Genomic DNA, 23,056 nt, shown 5'->3' on the forward strand with positions numbered 1-23,056 from the left:
AGGGTGCCAGTCGTGGGCGGATGAAAGCGGCGGTTAAGATACGTTAGAGCCCGGTTTCAGCGCCACCCGCAACTGCCCCTTTCCCTTGCTATTCCTGCGATGGCTCGTCGCCATGCCCCTCGACTTATCGGACGACTCGCAACTGAGGCTTCGCCCTCTCTCGGCCCATGTCGCCGTATAGCTCGCCAAGACGCTCAGGCAAGTACATGAGCGCGGCGCCAAGCTCTACGTCGGTGAAGCCGAGATCCCCGCGGAAGTGCTTTATCAGCGAAGGAAACAAGGCGGGCTGCTCCCTTGAGATGGGCAAAGGCTCAACCTTTCGGATCCCAAGCTTACCCATTTGGATAATCAGCCACTTCCTTTGATTGCCGTCGATCTTCCCCAAGGTTACGGCCTTGCGTATCAGCATGGCGATCGACACCTGCCAGTACTCTTTCAGAGGCATGTACGTCGCCAACTTAGAAGCCGCCGCACGCGAGAGATCGGGTGAAAGCTCGTCTCCTGGAACCAGAAACTCCGATGCAAAATCGTCAGCCTCGTCTTCCATCGATGGATGGGGCAAGTCATGCATCACAAGGTGCGCTAGCTCATGAGCTAACGTGAAACGCCAGCGATCACCCGGCACAGACTTATCAATGAACACCATGGGCGGAAGATCCGCGAACTGGATGCAGGTCGCATCCATTGGGACTCCTCCAAAGTCACACTCAATGACGACAATGCCCGCGCCTTCCAGTAGGCGAGTGAGGTTTTTGATGGGGCCATTGGGCAGGTTCCATGCGACACGCAACGCGCGAGCGCACGCACCGGCAGAGCCGTAGTCTTCAATGCTGAAACGAGGTAGTGGACGCGCCTGCTGTACATCCACGTGATCGAGCATGCGCTTGACGTGAATGCGTAGCACGTTCACGAGACCGGAAATCTTCCGTCGCTCACCAGCTTTTAGCTGCCGACTACGCGTGAAGACCGAGCTACTTCCGTAAGAGAATCGCTGCTCGGCCAAGCTGAAGAACCCCGCCGGAAAACCCAGCGCGTTCGCCAGCCCGCCCATTTCCGTCGTGCTCAGATCTGCGCCGACCCCTGCCTCAATTCGCGCAACGCGGGGCTGCGTGATTCCCGCTAACGCTGCCAAATCTGCCTGCGTTAGTTCACGAAATTCACGCGCCAGAATCACCATTTCCGGGTTGGGTTTCATTGCGCTTGTCCTGCTTTGCCTTCGTCGCGATAGTCGCGCCGGCCGGCTCTTCGATAGTGGTGTTGCTGGCCCCGAACAGGCTTACAACCGTGGTTGCTGCGGGCGCTTCGTCGTTAAGCTCGGAGACCCACATATTTGACCGCGGGCCAGATGGGCAGATCAGGTACACGCTCTGCAGGTCTCCCAAGACGCCCTCTTCGTAGCCAAGATCCAGATGAACGGAGTCAGGAAGGCCCTCAAGAGCTTGATGGGTGCGGAACCTTACGACCTGCTTCGTCAAATGACCAGAGGGGAGGAGGTCTTTGTCCATCTTCTTGAAGCGGACGATGAAGCCTTCAGAGAATTGCAGCATGCAGAGCTTTTGCACCTGCTCAAACCGCACTCCTAGGGTCTTCTCAGCATAGGCTCTTGCATGATGGAAGAAGTGGTCATGGATCGCTGACGCCTTTGTGCGGGTCGTGTGCACGCTGCGCAAATACGGGCTGTACAGCACCTGGTAGTCACTGACGGCCTGTCCAACCATCTCCCGCAGGGGCTGCAAATGGTCATGTAAGGCTCGGTGGACTTGCGACTGAGGTATTTCCATGGGTAGCCCATCAAGATCAGTGGAGGTAGTAGATCGCCAAACACTTACTTTGTCAACGATTTTATGCATATTCAATTCACCTCCTGCCTTTCTGCGTCCCAGGCATATGATCAAGACCCCTTGGCGAAAACTCCCAACCCGCCCCACACAGCCCGCTTCGGCGGGGTTTTTTGTGGGCGGTGTCGGCCGGCCGCACGCGACGTCAGGGGCACAGACTTCGCCAGGGTCACCAAGGGCTACGAAGCGCCGGTTGCCCCCTTGCTCGCCGTGGCTGCTGAGATACGATCTTTCCCAAGGCGCGAACAGCGCACGCGACTGGCCGCATGCCAGCCATATCGGCCCTGCGCCCATCTCAGACGGCATCTTTCGGATAGTCGCATTGATCAGACGCTCCAACGATCGCCGGCCAGCCCGGCAGTTCGCACCCAGCGCTTAGCCGCTCTCCCGTACCGCCGGCACTGCTCTGAGAAAGTGACGCATCTACTTCACTGAGGAACAAAAGCCCGCAACCCCGAGACAACAAGGCTCTGCGTTCGCCGCGCTTCCCAAGTGAGATTGTGAAACAGCTGTCCTAGCAGGACATCCACCCGAAACGGCCGTCCATCACCGACGGCGCCACACAGCATGCTGCCCGAGGCACATCACCTTGCCCAGCCACAGCGACGCATTGCGTCCGGACGAATCACCCCATGATCCCAATCGCTCCCAATCGGGACTCCCCATCACCGCACATGCGGCAGCTCGCAGGGCCACGTGCTGAGGGGATCGGCACTCAACCCCTGTTGACGCCGGCCAGCGCGATTGGATCCGTCCCCGGGTGACTTACTTCGTCATTTCATTTTTGGCCGCCAAGTGCGCCCGTCGGGGGCGCTCCAATCGCCTGGTCGGCAACAACGGAGGTTCTATGAGCAAGCGATCGGAAGCCTCCATTTGCCCTACCCTCGGGCGCTCATTGGCTTACGGCTCCGAAGGGTCACTCCCTCTCGCCGCATTCCGACCCGGGCAGATCCGGGTTGCACTCGGGACGCAGGTGTTCCGGCAAGCGAATACCCGGGTCAACGATTCCGTAGCCACGGTAGGGCGAATCGGAATCGACGTCCGTCAATGCCACCGTACGATAGCTGGCGTTCTGCGCTCGTGCGGCCCATTCCGGCACCATGCTTCCGCCCACGATGGGCAACTGCGCCCCATCGCTCGAAACCGCGTAGAAATAGGCCGGTGGCTTGCCAATCTGCGTCACGTGCTGGGGATCGGTTCCCCACACATAGATTGGCGCCGGTTGCAGCCCGATGTGGCCGGTAGAGGCGAAGGTACCGCTACCGTTGTAAAGCCACGCCGTTCCCTGCTGAAGCAAGTCGCCGCCAACAACGGATAGATAAGTGTCGGCGATTCCCGCGTCCACCGTAAACCCGCTGCCATCGACTGAAGACAGCGTCAGTGTCCGGCCATTGGTCATGCTGAAGCCGGAGCGGGAAGTGAAGTTCCCGAGCACATCGACCTGGTTGTCAACATGGTGATCGGCACTGCCGAGCGTGGTCGCACCACCGGCCCGGCCACTGAGCGTCCCCGCAGCGATGCTGGCACCCTCCCCCCGCGCGGTGATTGCGCCGCTCGCATCGAGATGCACCTCCTGCGCGGACACTGCGCCATCGATGAGGATGTCGCCCCCGGTCGCCGTCAGTACGGCGTGGTCTCCTCCGCTCACCAGCCCGGTGACATTCAATGCGTTTGTGCTGGTTGCCGTCAGCTGCCCGGCCGTCACCGTGCCCAGCGTGAGGGTGTTGGCGTCCGTGATCATCACGGTGCCACCACTGATGTTCACCGCACCGACGAAATCGTTGCCCGCATTCGCCAGCGTGACGTCGCCCGTGCCGGCATCCGCACTCGTGATGCCGCTCACTGACAACAGTCCCGTATCCTGCACGATGGCCGCGTCGTGGCTCGTCAGCGACAGATTACCGGTCGCCGTCACGTCGGCACCCAGCGCGACTCCGTCATCCCCATGCAGGGTCACGTTCGCACCGCTCAGGCCGGCCGTCGTGGCCAGCAGAGTGCCAGACCGCAGCACCAGACCGGCAGTTCCCGTGTCGATCGTCGCCCCACCCAGATTCAACGCACCGCCGGCCGCCAGCGTCACCGCCTGGTTGGCACCGCCGGCCAGTGACGCCACCGTCAGGTCATTCACGTCGCGCAGCGAGATCGCGCCGCCGGTCACGTCCACCGCACCGCCGAAGTCGTTGCCGGCGTTCGCCAACGTCACGTCGCCCGCACCCGCATCCACGTTCGTGCTGCCGCCCACCGACAGCACGCCTGCGGTCTGTACGATCGCTGCATCCTGGCTCGTCAGCGACAGATCACCGGTCGCCGTCACGTCACCGCCCAATGCGATACCGTCGTCGCCCTGCAGGGTCACGTCCGCGCCGCCCAGGTCTGCGGTCGTCGTCAGCAGGCCCCCCGACTGCAGCGCAAGGTCGGCGGTGCCCGTGTCGATCGAGTCTCCGCCGAGGTTCAACGCGCCGCCAGCCATCAGCGTCACCGCCTCATTGGCCCCGTTGCCCAACGACGCCACCGCCAAATCATTCATATCGCGCAGCGAGATCGCGCCGCCGGTCACGTCCACCGCACCGACGAAGTCGTTCCTCGCGTTGGTCAGCGTCACGTCACCGGTACCTGCATCCAGCTCGGTCGTGCCGCCTACCACCAGCGCGCCGCTCTGCTCGATCGCGCCGCCGTTGCTGTGCGCCACCATCGCGCCCGTCACCTCGGTCGTTCCCAGGTCCAGCCGGCCCGTGCTTGTCGCCGTCAGCTGATCGGCCGTCACCGTGCCCAGCGTCAGGGCATTGGCGTCCCGTATCGCCACGGTGCCGCCGGTCACGTCCACCGCGCCGCCGAAGTCGTTGCCCGCGTTCGCCAGCGTCACATCGCCCGTACCCGCATCCACATCGGTGCTGCCGCCTACCGATAGCGCGCCGCCGGTCTGCACGATCGCCGCGTCCTGACTCGTCAGCGACAGGTCGCCGCTCGCCGTCACGTCACCGCCCAACGCGACGCCGTCGTCGCCCTGCAGGATCACGTTCGCGCCGCGCAGGGCCACCGTCGTGGCCAACAGCGTGCCCGACTGCAGCACCAGATCGGCGGTTCCCGTGTCGATCGATGAACCGTCCAGGTTCAACGCACCGCCAGCCGCCAGCGTCACCGTCTGGTCGGTCCCGTTGGACAGCGACGCCACGGCCAGGTCATTGGCGTCGCGCAGCGAGATGGCACCGCCGGTGACATTCACCGCACCGACGAAATCGTTGCCCGCGTTCGCCAACGTCAGGTTGCCCGTGCCGGCGTCCAGCTCGGTCGCGCCACCTATGTTCAGCGCGCCGCCCTGCTGGATCGCGCCGCCGTTGCTGGTCGCCACCATCGCGCCCGACACGTCGGTGGTTCCCAGGTTCAGCCGACCCGTGCTCGTCGCCGTCAGCTGACCGGCGGTGACCGTGCCCAGCGTCAGGGCGTTGGCGTCCGTGATCGCCACGGTGCCGCCGGTCACGTCCACCGCACCGACGAAGTCGTTGCCCCCGTCGGCCAGCGTCACGCTGCCCGTGCCCGCGTCCAGCTCGGTCGTGCCGCCCACGTGCAGCGCACCGTCCTGCTCGATCGCGCCGCCGTTGCTGGTCGCCACCAGCGCGCCCGACACGTCGGTGGTTCCCAGGTCCAGCCGACCCGTGCTCGTCGCCGTCAGCTGACCGGCGGTGACCGTGCCCAGCGTCAGGGCGTTAGCGTCCGTGATCGCCACGGTGCCGCCGGTCACGTCCACCGCGCCGCCGAAGTCGTTGACCGCGTTCGCCAAGGTAACGTTGCCCGTGCCGGCATCCACATCGGTGCTGCCGCCTACCGACAGCACGCCTGCGGTCTGCATGATCGCGGCGTCCTGACTTGTCAGCGACAGGTTACCGGTGGCCGTCACGTCAGCGCCCAGAGCGATGCCACCGTCACCCCGCAGCGTCACGTTCGCACCGTCCAGCGACGCCACCGTCGTCAACATGGCTCCCGACTGCAGCGCCACGTCGGCAGTGCCCGTGTCGATCGCGGTGCCGGCCAGATTCAACGCACCGCCGGCGACCAGCGTCACCGCCTGGTTGGCGCCGTTGGCTAGCGATGTCACCGTCAGGTCATTGGCATCGCGCAACGAGATTGCGCCGCCGGTCACGTCCACCGCACCGACGAAGTCGTTGCCCCCGTCGGCCAGCGTCACGTTGCCCGTGCCCGCGTCCAGTTCGGTCGTGCCGCCTATGTGCAGCACGCCGCTTTGTTCGATCGCACCACCGTTGCTGGTCGCCATTAGCGCGCCCGACACGTCGGTGGTTCCCAGCTCCAGGCGGCCCGTGCTCGTTGCCGCCAGCTGATCGGCGGTGACCGTACCCAGCGTCATCGTGTTGACATCCGTGATCGTCACGGCACCTCCGGTGATGTCCACGGCACCGGTGAAATCGTTGCCCCCGCTTGCGAGGGTCACGTTGCCCGTGCCCGCGTCTACGTCCGTGCTGCCGCCCACCGACAGCGCGCCGCCGGTCTGCACGATCGCCGCGTCCTGACTCGTCAACGACAGGTCGCCGCTCGCCGTCACGTCAGCGCCCAGCGCGATACCGCCGTGGCCCTGCAGGGCCACGTTCGCACCGCCAAGGTCTGCGGTCGTCGTCAGCAGGTCCCCCGACTGCAGCGCCAGGTCGGCGGTGCCCGTGTCGATAGCGTTGCCGCCAAGGTTCAACGCGCCGCCAGCCACCAGCGTCACCCCTTGGTTGGCACCGCTTGCCAGTGAAGCCACCGTCAGGTCATTCATGTCGCGCAGCGAGATCGCGCTGCCGGTCACGTCCACCGCACCGACGAAGTCGTTGCCGGCGTTCGCCAGCGTCACGTTGCCCGTACCCGCGTCCAGCTCGGTCGTGCCGCCCACCGACAGCGCGCCGCCGGTCTGCACGATCGCCGCGTCCTGACTTGTCAGCGACAGGTCGCCGGTCGCCGTCACGTCGGCGCCCAGCGCGATGCCGTCGTCGCCCTGCAAGGTCACGTTCGCGCCGCCCATGGCGGCCGTCGTGGCCAACAGAGCGCCCGACTGCAGTACTAGATCGGTAGTTCCCGTGTCGATCGGTGAACCGTCCAGGTTCAGCGCGGCACCCGCCACCAACGTCACCCCTTGGTTGGCACCGCTTGCCAGTGACACCACCGTCAGGTCATTCATGTCGCGCAGCGAGACCGCGCCGCCGGTCACGTCCACCGCGCCGACAAAATCATTGCCAGCGTTCGCCAGCGTCACGTCGCCCGTGCCCGCATCCACGTCCGTGTTGCCGCTCACCGACAGCATGCCGCCGGTCTGCACGATCGCCGCGTCCTGACTTGTCAGCGACAGATCACCGGTCGCCGTCACATCAGCGCCCAGTGCGATGCCACCGTCACCTCGCAGCGTCACGTTCGCACCGTCCAGCGACGCCACCATCGTCAACATGGCTCCCGACTGCAGCGCCAGGTCGGCGCTACCCGTGTCGATCGCGGCGCCGGCCAGATTCAACGCACCGCCGGCGACCAGCGTCACCGCCTGGTTGGCGCCGTTGGCCAGCGACGCCACGGCCAGGTCATTGGCGTCGCGCAGCGAGATGGCACCGCCGGTGACATTCACCGCACCGACGAAATCGTTGCCCGCGTTCGCCAGCGTCACGTTGCCCGTGCCAGCGTCCAGCCCGGTCACGCCACCTATGTGCAGCGCGCCACTTTGTTCGATCACACCATCGTTGCTGGTCGCCACCATCGCGCCCGACACGTCGGTGGTTCCCAGGTTCAGTCGGCCCGTGCTGGTCGCCGTCAGCTGACCGGCGGTGACCGTGGCCAGCGTCAGGGCGGTGGCATCCGTGATCGCCACGGTGCCGCCGGTCACGTCCACCGCACCGACGAAGTCGTTGCCCCCGTCGGCCAGCGTCACGCTGCCCGTGCCCGCGTCCAGTTCGGTCGTGCCGCCCACGTGGAGCGCGCCGTCCTGTTCGATCGCGCCGCCGTTGCTGGTCGCCACCAGTGCGCCTGACACGTCGGTGGTCCCCAGGTCCAGTCGGCCCGTGCTGGTCGCCGTCAGCTGTCCGGCCGTCACCGTGCCCAGCGTCAGGGCGTTGGCGTCCGTGATTGCCACGGTGCCGCCGGTCACGTCCACCGCGCCGACGAAGTCGTTGCCCGCGTTCGCCAAGGTAACGTTGCCCGTGCCGGCATCCGCGTCCGTGCTGCCGCCTACCGACAGCACGCCTGCGGTTTGCATAATCGCCGCGTCCTGACTCGTCAGCGACAGGTTACCGGTCGCCGTCACGTCGCCGCCCAGCGCGATACCGCCGTCACCCTGCAGCGTCACGTTCGCACCGTCCAGCGACGCCACCGTCGTCAACATGGCTCCCGACTGCAGCGCCAGGTCGGAAGTGCCCGTGTCGATCGCGGCGCCGGCCAGGTTCAACGCACCGCCGGCGACCAGTGTCACCGCCTGGTTGGCACCGTTGACCAGCGACGCCACGGCCAGGTCATTCGTGTCGCGCAGCGAGATCGCGCCGCCGGTCACGTCCACCGCGCCGACGAAGTCGTTGCCGGCGTTCGCCAGCGTCACGTCGCCCGTGCCCGCGTCCAGCGCGGTCGTGCCAGCCACCAGCAGCGCACCGTCCTGGCTGATGTCACCGCCGTTGCTGTGCACCACCAATGCGCCCGACACATCTGTCGTTCCCAGGTCCAGCCGGCCCGTGCTCGTCGCCGTCAACTGCCCAGCGGTGACCGTGCCCAGCGTCAGCGCGTTCGTATCCGTGATTGCCACGCTGCCACCGATGATGTCCACGGCGCCGGTGAAGTCGTTGTTCGCGCCGGCCAGCGTCACGTTGCCAGTGCCCGCGTCAACGTCCGTGCCGCCGCCCACCGACAGCGCGCCGCCGGTCTGCACGATCGCCGCGTCCTGGCTCGTCAGCGACAGGTCACCGCTCGCCGTCACGTCAGCGCCCAGCGCGATACCGCCGTGGCCCTGCAGGGTCACGTTCGCGCCACCAAGGGCGGCCGTCGTGGCCAACAGCGTGCCCGACTGCAGCGCCAGGTCGGCAGTGCCCGTGTCGATCGCGGCGCCGGCCAGATTCAACGCACCGCCGGCGACCAGCGTCACCGCCTGGTTGGCGCCGTTGGCCAGCGACGCCACGGCCAGGTCATTCATGTCGCGCAGCGAGATCGCGCCGCCGGTCACGTCCACCGCGCCGACGAAGTCGTTGCCGGCGTTCGCCAGCGTCACGTTGCCCGTGCCCGCGTCCAGTTCGGTCGTGCCGGCAACGTGAAGCGCACCGCTTTGTTCGATCGCGCCACCATTGCTGGTCGCCACCAGCGCGCCCGATACGCCGGTCGTGCCCAGGCCCAGGTGGCCCGTGCTCGTTGCCGCCAGCTGATCGGCGGTGACCGTGCCCAGCGTCAGCGCGCTGGCATCCGTGATCGTCACGGCACTGCCGGTGATGTCCACGGCACCGGTGAAATCATTGCCCCCGCTTGCGAGGGTCACGTTGCCCGTGCCCGCGTCTACGTCCGTGCTGCCGCCTACCGACACCGTGCCAGCCGTCTGCATGATCGCCGCGTCCTGGCTCGTCAGCGACAGGTTGCCGGTGGCCATCACGTCGCCGCCCAGGGCGATGCCGTCACCGCCCTGCAAGGTCATGTTCGCGCCTCGCAGGGGGGCCGTCGTGGCTAACAGCGTGCCCGACTGCAGCGCCAGGTCGGCAGTGCCTGTGTCGATCCCAGCCCCGCCCAGGTTCAGCCCGCCCCCGGCCACCAGCGTCACCCCCTGGTTGGCACCGCTTGCCAGCGACGCCACCGCCAGGTCGTTCATGTCGCGCAGAGAGATGGCGCCGCCGGTCACGTCCACCGCACCGACGAAGTCGTTGCCTGCATTGGCCAGGGCAATGTCACCGTCGCCGGCATCGATGTGGTTGCTGCCGCCCACCGACAGCGCGCCGATCTGGGTGATCGCACCGCCATTGCTGTCCGCCGCCAAGTTGCCGGCAATATTGCCCGTACCCAGGCTCAGCGCGCCGGCGCTGGCGGCCGTCAAGCTGCCGACATCCAGCGCGCCCAGGCTGAGCGCGTTGACGTCCCGGATCGACACTGCAGCGCCGCGCAGGTTCACGGTGCCGGCGAAATCGTTGCCTGCATTGCCAAGCGTGATCGAACCGGTTCCGGCGTCGATGCTGCCGTTTCCGGTCACCAGCAGCGCGCCGGCCTGCAAGATCGACCCGCCGTTGCTGTTCGCGACCAGCGTACCGTTGATGCTGCCCCGACCAAGGTCCAGCGTGCCACGGCTGGTGACCGTCAGATTGCCGGTGTCCAGCGTGCCAAGGCGCAGCGCACTGGCATCGGTGATCGCCACTGCGCCGCCCGTGAGATCCACAGTGCCGGCGAAGTCGTTGCCGGCATTGGCCAGCGTGATGTCCCGGCCCTGGTTGTCGAACGTCGCCCACCCGCCCACTGCGAGCGCGTCGTGCTGGGACAGGTCGACCCCGTTCGCCAGCAACAGGTTGCTGGCGACGGTGCCGGCCACGGAGGCGATGGCGTTGTTGCTTGCGCCAAACAGGGCGCGGCCACCGATCGACAGCTGCAGCTCGCCGGCTGTATAGCCGTCGTTGCCGCTCTGGATCACCGAGCCGCCGACGCTCGTCGCCAGCGAGATCGTTCCATCGCCAACGTCGATGGCGCCGCTGTCGATGATGTCGCCCCCCTGCGCCATCAGCGACACGTTGCCATCGGGATCGGTGCCCAGGCCGGACGCGGTGATCACGCCGCTGTTGTTGACGAGGGTCGTGAGCAGGCCGCCCGCCGCTCCGGCGGTCAGATAGATGTGGCCCGAACTGGCGACCAGTTGCCCCTGGTTGTCGACCAGGGCACCACCGGCCGGCGCGCCGAGACCGGTGATCACGCCGGTGACATCGAGTGACAGTCGTCCCTGCGGGTCCAGGGCGATCACGGCGCGGTCGCCACTGGCCAGCGTGATCGTGCCGAGGTCGGCCTGGATCAGCGCATCCTGGCCGTTGGCGACCCGGCCGCCGACCAGAACGATGGAGCCGTCGTTCGCGCGCAGCGTGCCCAGGTTGTGGATGGTGCCGAAGCCGCCCATGGCGTCGAGATCGAACGCATCGTCCAGGTAGCCGCCGCCTCCGGTTGCCATGAACGCGCCTTCGTCCATGCCCAGGGTGGACGCCATCAGGCTGCCCACATTGACCCGGGCGGTCTCGCCGAACACGATGCCGTTGCTGTTGATCAGGAAGATGGTGCCATCGGACTGCAGGCTGCCGAAGATCTGGCTGGGATTGACGTCGCGGATCTGGTTGAGTGCGACGCCCCCGTCCTGGTTGAAGATGACGGTGGCGTCTTCGCCAATGTTGAACGTGTCCCAATTGATCACCGCGCGCCCGGTGAGCTGATCAATGATCATCTGCCCGCCCAGGACGTCGATGCCCACGCTGCCGCCGGTGACATTCGCGCCTGTCGGGAGCTGCGACGGGGCCACCTGCGCCTGGCCCAGCGCCGGAACGAACAGCGATGACAGCGCGGATACAATGCCCACCGAGAGCACGGATCGCCGCAACCGGCCCATCCTGCCTGCGACCCGCGTGTCTGCCTTCAGCTGAGAGGCGCTTGCAACGGGCCCGTGCTTGCTTGATGCGTTCATCTCGGTCACCCCTCAGAAGGTCATGCTGAACCGGGCCCAGGCCCGGAAATCATCGCCATCGCTCGCGTCCTCGCTGCCGGTCGGCACCGCCGCGGCGAGCCGGAACTCGAGATCGTGGACGCTGGGCAGCTGGAAGCGCAGGCCGGCGCCCACGCCGTCGAAGGTCCTGCCAGGACTGCCCACGCTGCCGGCCGCCGACGACACCCGCCCGTGGTCGGCGAACAGTTCGAACTGCAGCACTTCGCGCCACGGCCGCCCGCCGAACGGTGACGCCTTGTCGCCGAAGCCCGGCGCATCGACGTGGTACTCGACCGCGACTTGGTAGCCGCGATCGCCCAGCGCGTCGGAAATCGGATACGCACGCACGCTGTCGGGGCCGCCGAGCGCGAACTGTTCCATCGGCACGAGCACGTCATTGCTGTACTGGCCATTGACCTTCAGATACAGCCGCTGCGAATGGGTCAGGTACTGCATGCGCACAAAGGAAAGCCGCAGTGACCAGAAGTCGCTGTCGCGCTGCGGAGTGATCAGGTCCGGACTGCCTGAGCGGTCATTGAGTCCATGGCGGACACTCGCCTGCAGCAGGCTGACGCCGCGGGAGCGTCGATCCACGTGCCGCAGGAAATATGCGACCTCGCCCACATCGAACCGGTGGTCCGACAATTGGAAGCCCAACGCCTCCAGGGTCGACCGCTCACGTACCAGCCGCAGCGCTGCCTGCATCTGCAGGTCTTCGCGGTTGACGAACTTCCACTCCGCACCCAGCTGTGCGATCTCGGTGGGGCCGCTGATGCCAAGAGCGGCGAACGGCCCGCTCCGGACTTCCATCTCGCTGCGCGCGTAACTCAGGCTGGCGCCCAGTCCCGGGACGGCAGCGACCGGGATGGAGTAGGACAGCGCGCCCTGGTTGCTCTGCTGGGGATCCAGGGCATGGACGTAGCTGGCGGAGAACGCATCACCCAGGCCGAGCGGCGAGTCCCAGGCCACGCCCACCTGCGCGCGATAACGGCCGGTGAGTTCGGTGCCATGGTTACTCAAGCCCACGGAGAACCGGTAGGGACGATCGGCCTCCCGCGCCACCATGACCAAGTCGGTTTCGCCCATGTTCGTTCCGGGCTGCAGGACCGATGAAATGGACACGCCCGGAAGGTCGCGCGCGTACAGCAGCGCGGTATCCAGTTCGCTCTTGTGCAGGGTGCGGCCGCGCAGGGGATCGACCGGCGCGGTGATCACGCCGGGGCGGTAGCGTTCGGTGCCTTGCACGATCACGTTGCCCAGCCGGCCCTCGAGCACCTCGATGCGCACCCTCCCGTCCGGGCCCGCGGACTGCGCGGGAAGATAGGCCTTGCTGACGATGAATCCGGCTTCGCGATAAGCCGCAGTGATCGCCGCGGCCACGTCCTGCAACTGATCGAAGTCTAGTTCGGCCTCGCCCTGGCCGCCCGCGAGCTCGGCAAACCGGTCATCGGCAATTGCCTGCATGGCTGCCGGCGTGATGCCGATCTCCGGATGCGTACCGACACCTTCCACGACGAACCCCTGCACCCGCATAGCGAGGTCGGCCGTATCGGCACGATCGCGTACGGAGGGTAGATGCTGCTCCGTCACGGCGTCCGGCGACGACGGAGTCGATTGCTGCGCTTGTGCCACGGCGCCAGGGAGGTAGAGCGCGATCGCCAAAACCGACGCAGGATAGCGCCACAGCGAAGTTCGGCCGCTCTTCTCCCCAAACAGACGCCGATTCCGGCGTCGGAATTGCCTGTCGCTCATATTTTCCCCTACCCGTCTCCCTCCCCTGTCGCGATACTACAATGTTCCTGAACAAGGTGTCGGAGCGAACGCGCGGCTGCGCGACTCGGCGGGCACCATGCGCCGTAGTATCCTCGGCTGTCGCACTCACGGAGCAACCGGCATGACGACAGACAAGCACTGGATGAGGTGGATCGGTTTGGCTCTGTGCGCCGCCCTATTGGCGGCTTGCGCCAGTGGCCCGGTACGTCGCGTGTCGGAACCCTCCGCACGCATCCAGCAGTTGACCGTTCTGGCCGATGGCAGCTGGTCGGCCGAATTGCGGATCGAGAACTTCAGCAGCATCCCGATGCGGTTCGACTCATTGCGCCTCGCGCTTGAGGTGGGCGACCAGGAAGCCGGCGCGCTGGCGGCACAGCCGGCGGTGACCATCGGCCCGGAATCTGCCGACGTGATCACCGTGACACTCGCGCCTTCGGTGGCCGCAAAACTTGAAGTCGCCGATGCACTGGCCCGCAACCAGGGTCTGGATTACGCGCTTGAAGGAACGATCACCGCGACGCCCGACGACGAGCGCCAGCGTGAATACAAGATCGAGCGCAACAGCACGTTGAGTCCGGCACCGGGGCTACCTGGCGTGCTGCGCTGAGCAGCGAGCAGCCAGACTTTCGCAACTTTTCCCACTCCGGGTTTTTTATCCAAGTCTTCGCCTGACCGAGGTCCTCGATGAGCCAGTACAACGTTCCCCTTCGCGACATGCGGTTCGTCCTGTTCGATGTGCTCGACAGCGAGGCCGAGTTCCAGCGGCTGGGCTTCACCGATGTCAGTCGCGACCTGCTCGATGCGGTCCTGGAGGAGAGCGCGAAGTTTGCCGAGAACGTGCTCGCACCGCTCAACGAAGTCGGCGACCGCGAAGGCTGCCAGTTCGACAAGGCGACCGGTGCCGTCACCACGCCGACCGGCTTCAAGCAGGCATACGAGCAATACGTGGATGGTGGCTGGACCGGGCTGGTGTCATCGGTGGAGTTCGGCGGCCAGGGCCTGCCGCACCTGGCTGGCTTCGCGCAGAAGGAAATGATCGATGCCGCCAACCTGGCCTGGGGCAACTTCCCTCTGTTATCCCATGGCGCGACCGAGGCACTGTTGCACCACGGCGAGGACTGGCAGCGCGAGGTATTCCTGAAGCCCCTGGTCGAGGGCCGCTGGACAGGGACCATGTGCCTGACCGAGCCGCATTGCGGCACCGACCTTGGCCTGCTGAAGACCCGTGCCGAGCCGAACGACGATGGCAGCTACTCGATCACCGGGACCAAGATCTTCATCACCGCCGGCGATCACGACCTGACCGAAAACATCATCCACCTGGTGCTGGCGCGACTGCCGGAGGCGCCCGCCGGCAGCAAGGGCATCTCGCTGTTCGTGGTACCCAAGATCCGCATTGCGCGCGATGGCAGCACAGGAGACGCCAACGCGGTGCGTTGCGGCAGCATCGAGCACAAGATGGGCATCCACGGCTCGGCGACGTGCGTGATGAATTTCGATGGCGCGCAGGGCTATCTGGTCGGCCAGCCGCACAAGGGCATGGTCGGGATGTTCACCATGATGAATGCCGCGCGCCTGGCGGTGGGATTGCAGGGACTGGGCCTGTCGGACCGCGCGCTCCAGAACGCGTTGGCATACTCGCGCGAGCGGTTGCAGATGCGCTCGCTGTCGGGCCCGAAGTTTCCCGACAAACCTGCCGACCCGATCATCGTGCACCCCGATGTACGTCGCATGCTGTTGACCTGCAAGGCACTGGTGGAAGGTGGCCGGGCCATGAGCTATCACGCCGGGCTGCAGATCGATGTCGCCCAGAACGCCACCGACCCGACCGAGCGCGAGCAGGCCGATGCGCTGGTGGGTTTCATGACTCCGATCGTGAAGGCCTGCCTGACCGAATGGGGCGTGGAATGTACCTATCACGCGGTGCAGTGCTACGGCGGCCACGGCTATATCGCCGAGAACGGCGTGGAGCAACTGGCCCGCGACGCGCGGATCACCACGCTGTATGAAGGCACCACCGGGATCCAGGCGCTGGATCTGGTCGGCCGAAAGATCCTGCAGCTGCAAGGTGCCGGGTTGAAGGTAATGCTGGGCATGATCGAGCAGTTCTGCAGCGACAACGCGGGCAACGCCGCGGTCGCCGAGTTCATAGCACCGCTGCGCGCCCGGACCGACGAGTGGCAACGGCTGACGATGCAGATCGGCAAGCGTGCGGCCACCGACCCGGACGAGATCGGCGTGGCCGCCTATGACTACCTGATGTACTCGGGCTATGTCGCCCTCGCCTACTGGTGGGCACGCAGTGTTGCCGCCAGCGAAGGATCAACGCAGCCGGAGGGATTCAAGGCCGGAAAACGCGAGACTGCCCGGTTCTATTTCGCGCGGATCCTGCCGCGTACGCTGGCCCACGCGGCGGCGATCGACAGTGGCAGCAGTTCGCTGATGGCACTGGACGCAGGACAGTTCGACGCCTGAGGACGGCGCAACTCGTCGCAAGCGCGCGCAGGCCCGATCCAAATCGCCACAAATCAGGTATATGCTCGATTTCCAATGGAGATCGACACAGCACCGTTATCGCTGGTCCGCTCTGGAATTCCCGCCGGATACCGCAACCGGCCGGACCCGGGTGATCCTCCGTTCGGCTCGTCCACGCTGGATTCGCGCCACGCACTGGAGCATCTCAACGCGGTACGGCTGCTGTCGCTGGATGCCTACGGTCAGGCACTCAACTGGATAAACTGGCAACAGGCGGCGTGTCTGTATGCCCGCGATGCCGTGGCATGGACGCTTGGTGACCCGTGCCTGGAAGTCCACGGTGGCTTCAACCGGCTCAGTGGCCAGCACAGCCTGCTGGAGCTGCACCCGATCGTGGCGGCACGCGGGCATGCCCGCTCCCGCGCGATCAACCCCACTCCATCCCTGACCAACCCGGCCCTGTTCGCCCGTGACGCTCACCTGTGCCTGTACTGCGGCGACGAGTTCCACCGCCCGCAACTGACGCGTGACCATGTCATGCCGGTATCCCGCGGCGGCCGCGATATCTGGGAGAACGTGGTCTCCGCCTGTTTCCACTGCAACTCGCGCAAGGGAAACCGCACCCCGCAGCAAGCGCGCATGCCATTGCTCGCCATACCCTACCGGCCCAGTTGGATCGAACATCTGATCCTGTCCAACCGCAACATCCTGGCCGACCAGATGGCGTTCCTGAAAAGCCAGCTGCCCAGGAAACATGTCCGCTCGTTTGCCTGAGCACAACGTTTGACGCCTGCAAACGGTTCCGCAACACTGGCGGATTGAAAAAATGGATTCGATAATGGCCCTTACCCTTGGCCTGACCGGCATGGATCCGGCGACCGAAACTTCGTTAAAGGCCGCCTTCACAGATGCCAATGGGCGCTTGGGCTCCGCATGGCAATTGATGCCGGCCTCCAGCGCCGAGTACGTCGTCGTCGATATGGACAGCATGTACGGGCCAATGAGCTGGCTGCGCCTGCATGCATCGGGCAAGACCGTGATCGGACTGACGTCGGCACCTCGCACCCAGGCCGATCTGCTGCTGGCCCAGCCGTTTGATGCGGGCTCGCTGTTTTCCCTGCTCTCACAGATCGCGCCACAGCCGACCGCCGCTGCAGCCGTCGCACCTACAAGCACGACTACGGAAAAGTCGTCCGCGACAGATTTGTCACCGGCTGCACCGTCAGTAGACAAGACAGCCAAAACGCCATCGATTGACGAGGTACCTGCCGCCGGCCCATCGCCGATGGCGCCGGAGACGCTCGATCCCGTCGAGCCGCCCGGCCTGGCTGTGGCCGCCGATGTCGCACCGGCGATGCCCGACGACGAACCAAAGACCGAGCCGGACGCTCCGGCCGATTCGGAACCGTCTACATTGGCCGAGTGGCTTGCTTCCGGGCGTCTTGCCAGCCGGGTCAAATTCGAGCGTGGCGGTCTGGCGTTGCTGGTCGATACCGCCCGCAACCAATACTTTGGCCCCAGCAGCCTGAAGCCATTGGCCGCTCATGTAACCAGCCAGGCCGATGCCGACGATTTCGTCTCCGTCCCTGATTGGGACAGCGAGATCGCCAGGATTGGCGCAGCGCAGCCGTTGACCCGACTGGTCTGGTACGCAGGACTGCTGTCGAGCCAAGGTCGCCTGACGCCGGGATTCGACCCCAAAGCGCGTTATCAACTGTTGAAATGGCCGCAAACCGAGCGCGAATACCCCAAGCATTTCCGGATTGCGACCACCATGATGAAAGGCCCGACGACGTTGCCTGACATCGCCGAGGCAAGCGGGGTTTCTATCGCGGAGGTGACCGACTTCGTCAACGCCAGCCTTGCCACCGGTTTCGCCGATATCGAGCGCTTGCCCGAGCCGGCACCGGAGCCGCAAAAGTCCGGCGGCCTGTTCGGACGCCTGCGCGGACGCTGAGGGCGACTACCGCTGCCAGTCAGGTCCCTCCTTGCTCCGTTCCAACGCGAGCGGGACAATGGCGTACTACCGTCCGACTCCGTATTGATGATTGATTCGCAACGCTACCCGCGTCTGTCACGTATCCAGACCCCCGCCGACCTGCGCCAGTTCCCCGCCGAGGAACTGTCTGCCATCGCCGGAGAGCTGCGTGCGTACCTGATCGAACAGGTCGCTCAATCGGGCGGTCATTTCGGCGCGGGCCTGGGCGTGATCGAATTGACGGTCGCATTGCATTGGCTATACGACACGCCCACCGACCGCCTGGTCTGGGACGTTGGCCACCAGACCTACCCGCACAAGATCCTCACCGGTCGCCGCGACCAGATCCACACCGTCAAGCACAAGGACGGCGTGGCGCCGTTCCCCAAGCGCGACGAGTCCGAATACGACACGTTCGGCGTCGGCCACAGCTCGACCAGCATTTCCGCCGCAATCGGCATGGCAATCGCGTTGCAGCACGTCGGCGACGAGCGCAAGGTGGTTGCGGTGATCGGTGACGGCGCGATGACGGCCGGCATGGCATTCGAGGCGCTGACCCACGCCGGCGGCATGGGCAACGACCCCGGCGGCGTCGAGCCCAATGTGCTGGTGATCCTCAACGACAACCAGATGTCGATCTCCGAGAACGTCGGCGGCGTGACTCGGATGCTCGGACGCCTCACCGGCAGCCGCACCCTCAACGCCCTGCGCGAAGGCGGCAAGAAGCTGCTCGGCGACAAGAATCGGCCACCGGCGCGCTTCGTCCGCCGCTGGGAAGAACACTGGAAAGGCATGTTCGTGCCGTCCACGTTTTTCGAGGAAGTCGGCTTCCACTACACCGGCCCGATCGATGGCCACGACATGGAAGCACTGGTAGCCACGCTGAAAACCCTGCAAGGCATGAAGGGCCCGCAGCTGCTGCACATCATCACCACCAAGGGCAAGGGCTACGAGCCCGCCGAGGGCGACCAGATCGGCTATCACGCGGTCAGTCCATTTGATCCGGACCTGGGCATGGTCAGCAAGGCCGGCGCGAAGAAGCCGACCTATACCGACGTGTTTGGCGACTGGATCTGCGACATGGCCGCCGCCGACAAGGCATTGCTGGGCATCACGCCAGCGATGCGCGAAGGCTCTGGCCTGGTGCGCTTCAGCAAGCAATACCCGCAACGCTACTTCGATGTCGCCATCGCCGAGCAGCACGCGGTCACCCTGGCGGCCGGCATGGCCTGCGAAGGCGCCAAGCCGGTGGTTGCGATCTATTCGACGTTCCTCCAGCGCGGCTATGACCAATTGGTACACGATGTGGCGCTGCAGGAGCTGGACGTGCTGTTTGCGATTGATCGCGGCGGCGTGGTCGGCCCCGATGGCGCTACCCATGCGGGCAACCTGGATCTGAGCTACCTGCGCTGCGTGCCCAACATGGTGGTGATGGCGCCGGCGGACGAGAACGAGTGCCGGCAGATGCTTTCCACCGGCTTCCGCTTCAACGGCCCGGCGTCAGTGCGCTATCCGCGCGGCGTCGGCCCGGGCGTGGAGGTCCAGGCAGGCCTCGACACCCTGCCGATCGGCAAGGCGCAATTGCGCCGCAAGGGTTCCAGCATCGCACTACTGGCCTTCGGCGCACTGGTCCAGGTTGCCGAACAGGTGGGCAACGAATTGGGACTGAGCGTGGTCAACATGCGCTTCGTCAAACCATTGGATCGCCAATTGCTGCTGGAGCTGGCGAAGACCCACGAGGGCTTTGTCACCCTGGAAGACAACGTCATTGCCGGTGGTGCCGGTAGCGGCGTGGCCGAGCTGCTGGCGGCCGAACGCATCACCCTGCCGATCCTGCATCTGGGCTTGCCGGACGCTTTCCAGCACCACGCCAGCCGCGAGGAGTTGCTGAGCGAAGCCGGGCTGGATGCGGACGGCATCCGCGTGGCCGTACTGGCGCGCTGGCCGGCATTGGCTGTCACCTCGTCGGGCGGGGCGGCCAGGACCGCCTGACCAGCATCACCTGAAAAGCAAACGCCCGGCAATGCCGGGCGTCGCTGGAATCAAACGAATTGGTCGGGGCGGCCGGATTTGAACCGACGACCACTTGTCCCCCAGACAAGTGCGCTACCAGGCTGCGCTACGCCCCGAAATCTTGCGGTCCGCCGTGGGGCGGGCGGTGAGTATAGCCGATTACCGTGGAATCCGAACCACCAGCGTGGCTTATCGCCGCAGCAACTGCAGCACTTCTTCCAACTCCATCCGCACCTGGCGGACGATCTGCGAACTCAGCGCCGACTCGTCCTTGGCGTCGTCGCCCTCCAGCCGTAACCGCGCCCCGCCGATGGTGTAGCCCTGCTCGTACAACAAGCCACGGATCTGGCGAACCATCAGCACTTCATGGCGCTGGTAGTAACGACGGTTGCCGCGCCGCTTGACCGGCTTGAGCGACGGGAACTCGGTTTCCCAATATCGGAGAACATGGGGCTTCACGTCGCACAACTCGCTGACTTCACCGATGGTGAAGTAGCGTTTGGCCGGAATCGGTGGAAGCTCGCGGTTGCTGCCCGGATCAAGCACGTGCGGCTCCTGCGTACGACTCGACACGTTCCTTCAGCTTCTGGCCTGGCCGGAATGTGACCACGGTCCGGGCCGAGATCGGGATCTCCTCACCGGTCTTCGGGTTGCGCCCCGGCCGCTGGCTCTTGCGTCGCAAGTCGAAGTTGCCAAATCCCGACAACTTGACCTGCCGCCCGGACTGCAAGGCTTCGCGCAGGGAGTCGAAGAACGCATCGACGAACTCCTTGGCCTCGCGCTTGTTGAGACCGACCTCGTCAAACAGTCGTTCGGCCATTTCAGCCTTGGTCAACGCCATGATCCATTTCCTTCCGCTAGCCTGTCGCCGCACGATTGCCCTTCTGCACATCGCGGCCAAATGTTGCCGCGACCATCAACTGCGTAGCGTGGCGCCGTGTTCCGACTGCAACGCCGCAGTGACCGCGGTTACCACCGCATCCACGTCGGGCTCAGTCAGCGTGCGGGATTCTTCCTGCAAAATCAAGCCCATAGCGAGACTCTTGCACCCTGATTCAACACCCTTGCCCTGGTACTGATCAAACAACACCAGCTCACGCAGTACCCGGCCCGCAGCGCCACGAACGCTGGCGGAAACCATCGCCCAGGACACGGCATCGGGCACCACGAACGCCAGGTCACGGCGCACCGACGGGTACCTGGACAAGGCCGCTGAACGTGGCAGCGGGCGCGCGGTCAGCGGCGCCAGGTCGAGCTCGAACGCCACCACATCGCAATCGATTTCCATCGCCTGTTGCAGGCGCGGATGCAGCTGGCCGATCCACCCCAGTGCGATCGCGCTGCCTTTGTCGTCAACGCGAAAGACGTCAGCGCAGCGGCCCGGGTGCGCCCAGCCCGGCTGCGACGCCCGGTACTCCAAGCGGGCGCCCGACAAGGCGGCCAGACTCTCCAGGTCACCCTTCAAGTCGTGAAAGCCCACCTCGCGCTCGGCCACGGCCCATTGCTCGATGGAGACATTCCCGCAGGCCGCGCCCGCCACTCGCAGGTGCTGATGCGGCGCTTGCCCGTTGACCGCGGCGAATACGTTGCCGAGCTCGAACAGGCGCACACGGGATTGCTGGCGTGCGACATTCCGGCCCAGCGCGGCGACCAGTCCTGGCAGCAACGAGGTGCGCATCACCGCGAGCTCGGCGCTGAGCGGATTGGCCAGCGACACCGCGCCATCGCCCAAACCCCAGGACTGCAACAGCCCGGCGTCGACGAAGGCGTAGTTGATGGCCTCCAGGTAATCGCGCCCAACCAGTTGCCGACGGATGCTGCCCTCGTCCACCCTCGCCTCGCTGGGCGCTGCCAGCCGCGAGGCGCCGGACGGCAGGGTCGTGGGGATCGAGTCGTAGCCGTGGATCCGTGCCACTTCCTCGATCAGGTCTTCCTCGATCGCGATGTCAAACCGTCGACCCGGTGCGGTGACCTGCCAGCCCTCGTCGCTTACCTCGACGACCAGGCCCAACGCTTTCAGGATCTGCTCGACCTTGGCATCGGGCACGTCCAGCCCCAACACGCGGGCAAGCCGGGCGCGACGCAAACGGATCGGCCCTGGTTGCGGCAGGTGTTCCGGCAACGCTTCTTCCACCACCGGACCGGGCATGCCACCGGCAGCATCAAGGATCAACCGGGTTGCATATTCGATTGCCGCACGCGGCAGTTCCGGATCCACACCACGCTCGTAACGGTGCGCGGCGTCGGTGTGCAGGCCGAGTTTGCGACTGCGGCCGATGATCGCGCTGGGGGCGAAATGGGCGGACTCGAGGAATACGTTGCGGCTGGCGTCGGTGACCCGGCTGTCGAAACCGCCCATCACCCCGGCAAGGGCAACCGGCTTGTCGGCGTCGGTAATGGCCAGGAACTGCTCATCGAGCTGGACCGTCCTGCCATCCAGCAACTTCAAGCTTTCCCCGGTGCGCGCCCAGCGCACACCGATCGGCCCGGCCAGCAGGTCACGGTCGAAGGCATGCATTGGCTGGCCCAGCTCCAGCATCACGTACTGGGTCACGTCGACCAGCAACGATACCGGGCGCACGCCACTGCGGCGCAAGCGCTCGGCAATCCATAGCGGGGTCGGGACCGTGCCATCGATGCCTTCGATCACCCGGCCGCAGTAGCGTGGCGCAGCGGCGCCCGCACTGAGCTGGATAGCAAGCTTCGCCTCAGCGGTCGCGGGCACCGGCTCGATATCGAATGAGGCAACCTGCCCGTCCAGCGCCGCGGCAACGTCAAACGCGATCCCGCGCACACTGAAGCAATCCGCCCGGTTCGGGGTCAGCTTGATCTCGATACTGGCGTCGGGCAGGCCGAGCAACCCGGTCATCGGCAAGCCTGTCACGGCATCGGCCGGCAGTTCCAGCAGACCGGACGCATCGCCATCGGTACCCAGCTCCTTGGCCGAGCACAACATGCCAAACGACTCCACGCCACGCAGCTTGGCCGGCTCGATCTTCATCCCGCCCGGCAACACGGCACCTACCTTGGCCAGTGGCGCCTTGAGGCCCGCGCGCGCGTTGGGCGCGCCACAGACGATCTGCACGATCTCGCCATCGCCGACGTCGACCTGGCAGACCTGCAGGCGGTCCGCCTCCGGGTGCTTGTCGGCACTGACTATTTGCGCGACCACCACGCCATCGAGCGATTGCCCCAGCTCGGTGACCTCTTCGACCTCCAGGCCGATCGCGGTCAGGGTTGCGACCAGCTCATCGTGGCTGGCTTCGGTCGGTACGTGCTGGCGCAGCCAGTTTTCGGAGAATTTCATCGCTTTCCACT

12 protein-coding genes and 1 tRNA gene are annotated in these 23,056 nt (G+C 65.7%); 5 read left to right on the forward strand and 8 right to left on the reverse strand.

Features of this window, described 5'->3' with window-relative positions:
* Nucleotides 1-124: 124 nt before the first annotated feature.
* From ACW7G0_RS08395 to ACW7G0_RS08410, 4 genes are all read right to left on the reverse strand, one after another.
* On the reverse strand, nt 125-1,195 hold the full coding sequence (locus tag ACW7G0_RS08395) for an ImmA/IrrE family metallo-endopeptidase (RefSeq protein ID WP_456989051.1): 1,071 nt from the start codon (nt 1,193-1,195) through the stop codon (nt 125-127).
* Nucleotides 1,158-1,850 (reverse strand): hypothetical protein, encoded by a 693-nt coding sequence (locus ACW7G0_RS08400; protein ID WP_456989053.1) that lies wholly within the window; start codon nt 1,848-1,850, stop codon nt 1,158-1,160. The genes ACW7G0_RS08395 and ACW7G0_RS08400 overlap by 38 nt, the downstream gene beginning before the upstream one ends.
* Nucleotides 1,851-2,754: 904 nt before the next feature.
* Nucleotides 2,755-11,376 carry a two-partner secretion domain-containing protein gene (locus ACW7G0_RS08405; protein WP_456989055.1) on the reverse strand — a complete coding sequence of 2,874 codons (8,622 nt, stop codon included), beginning with the start codon at nt 11,374-11,376 and terminating at the stop codon, nt 2,755-2,757.
* 117 nt (nt 11,377-11,493) lie between these two features.
* Nucleotides 11,494-13,032, reverse strand: coding sequence for a ShlB/FhaC/HecB family hemolysin secretion/activation protein (locus ACW7G0_RS08410; protein WP_456989486.1), 1,539 nt, complete (start codon nt 13,030-13,032; stop codon nt 11,494-11,496).
* Nucleotides 13,033-13,393: 361 nt separating this feature from the next.
* Here ACW7G0_RS08410 and ACW7G0_RS08415 point away from each other — a divergent pair, with 361 nt between their 5' ends.
* From ACW7G0_RS08415 to dxs, 5 genes are all read left to right on the forward strand, one after another.
* A complete protein-coding gene (locus ACW7G0_RS08415; RefSeq protein ID WP_456989057.1) occupies nt 13,394-13,879 on the forward strand; it encodes an NDR1/HIN1-like protein in 486 nt (161 codons plus the stop codon).
* Nucleotides 13,880-13,956: 77 nt separating this feature from the next.
* Nucleotides 13,957-15,747, forward strand: a complete 1,791-nt coding sequence (locus ACW7G0_RS08420; RefSeq protein ID WP_456989059.1) for an acyl-CoA dehydrogenase C-terminal domain-containing protein — start codon at nt 13,957-13,959, stop codon at nt 15,745-15,747.
* 75 nt (nt 15,748-15,822) lie between these two features.
* Complete coding sequence (locus ACW7G0_RS08425; protein ID WP_456989061.1) at nt 15,823-16,521, forward strand: HNH endonuclease; 699 nt, start codon at nt 15,823-15,825, stop codon at nt 16,519-16,521.
* Between the two features lie 64 nt (nt 16,522-16,585).
* Nucleotides 16,586-17,704, forward strand: coding sequence for a hypothetical protein (locus ACW7G0_RS08430; protein WP_456989063.1), 1,119 nt, complete (start codon nt 16,586-16,588; stop codon nt 17,702-17,704).
* 87 nt (nt 17,705-17,791) lie between these two features.
* A complete protein-coding gene (gene dxs, locus ACW7G0_RS08435; RefSeq protein WP_456989065.1) occupies nt 17,792-19,717 on the forward strand; it encodes a 1-deoxy-D-xylulose-5-phosphate synthase in 1,926 nt (641 codons plus the stop codon).
* 60 nt (nt 19,718-19,777) lie between these two features.
* On the opposite strand, the gene ACW7G0_RS08440 is transcribed toward dxs, so the two are convergent.
* From ACW7G0_RS08440 to pheT, 4 genes are all read right to left on the reverse strand, one after another.
* Nucleotides 19,778-19,854: transfer RNA gene (locus tag ACW7G0_RS08440), tRNA-Pro, on the reverse strand.
* 73 nt (nt 19,855-19,927) lie between these two features.
* Complete coding sequence (locus ACW7G0_RS08445; RefSeq protein ID WP_456962930.1) at nt 19,928-20,284, reverse strand: MerR family transcriptional regulator; 357 nt, start codon at nt 20,282-20,284, stop codon at nt 19,928-19,930.
* A complete protein-coding gene (locus tag ACW7G0_RS08450; RefSeq protein ID WP_456961050.1) occupies nt 20,277-20,579 on the reverse strand; it encodes an integration host factor subunit alpha in 303 nt (100 codons plus the stop codon). The genes ACW7G0_RS08445 and ACW7G0_RS08450 overlap by 8 nt, the downstream gene beginning before the upstream one ends.
* Before the next feature lie 75 nt (nt 20,580-20,654).
* Nucleotides 20,655-23,045, reverse strand: coding sequence for a phenylalanine--tRNA ligase subunit beta (gene pheT / locus ACW7G0_RS08455; protein ID WP_456989067.1), 2,391 nt, complete (start codon nt 23,043-23,045; stop codon nt 20,655-20,657).
* Nucleotides 23,046-23,056 lie beyond the last annotated feature (11 nt).

Source organism: Lysobacter sp. A286, from assembly GCF_054052105.1.

What these genes read in the sequence shown, in the direction of transcription:
- ACW7G0_RS08395 (WP_456989051.1), bottom strand. Translation starts at nt 1,195, where the DNA reads ATGAAACCCAACCCGGAAATGGTGATTCTGGCGCGTGAATTTCGTGAA.
- ACW7G0_RS08400 (WP_456989053.1), bottom strand. Translation starts at nt 1,850, where the DNA reads ATGCATAAAATCGTTGACAAAGTAAGTGTTTGGCGATCTACTACCTCC.
- ACW7G0_RS08410 (WP_456989486.1), bottom strand. Translation starts at nt 13,032, where the DNA reads ATGCGGGTGCAGGGGTTCGTCGTGGAAGGTGTCGGTACGCATCCGGAG.
- ACW7G0_RS08415 (WP_456989057.1), top strand. Translation starts at nt 13,394, where the DNA reads ATGACGACAGACAAGCACTGGATGAGGTGGATCGGTTTGGCTCTGTGC.
- ACW7G0_RS08420 (WP_456989059.1), top strand. Translation starts at nt 13,957, where the DNA reads ATGAGCCAGTACAACGTTCCCCTTCGCGACATGCGGTTCGTCCTGTTC.
- ACW7G0_RS08425 (WP_456989061.1), top strand. Translation starts at nt 15,823, where the DNA reads ATGGAGATCGACACAGCACCGTTATCGCTGGTCCGCTCTGGAATTCCC.
- ACW7G0_RS08430 (WP_456989063.1), top strand. Translation starts at nt 16,586, where the DNA reads ATGGCCCTTACCCTTGGCCTGACCGGCATGGATCCGGCGACCGAAACT.
- dxs (WP_456989065.1), top strand. Translation starts at nt 17,792, where the DNA reads ATGATTGATTCGCAACGCTACCCGCGTCTGTCACGTATCCAGACCCCC.
- ACW7G0_RS08450 (WP_456961050.1), bottom strand. Translation starts at nt 20,579, where the DNA reads ATGGCGTTGACCAAGGCTGAAATGGCCGAACGACTGTTTGACGAGGTC.
- pheT (WP_456989067.1), bottom strand. Translation starts at nt 23,045, where the DNA reads ATGAAATTCTCCGAAAACTGGCTGCGCCAGCACGTACCGACCGAAGCC.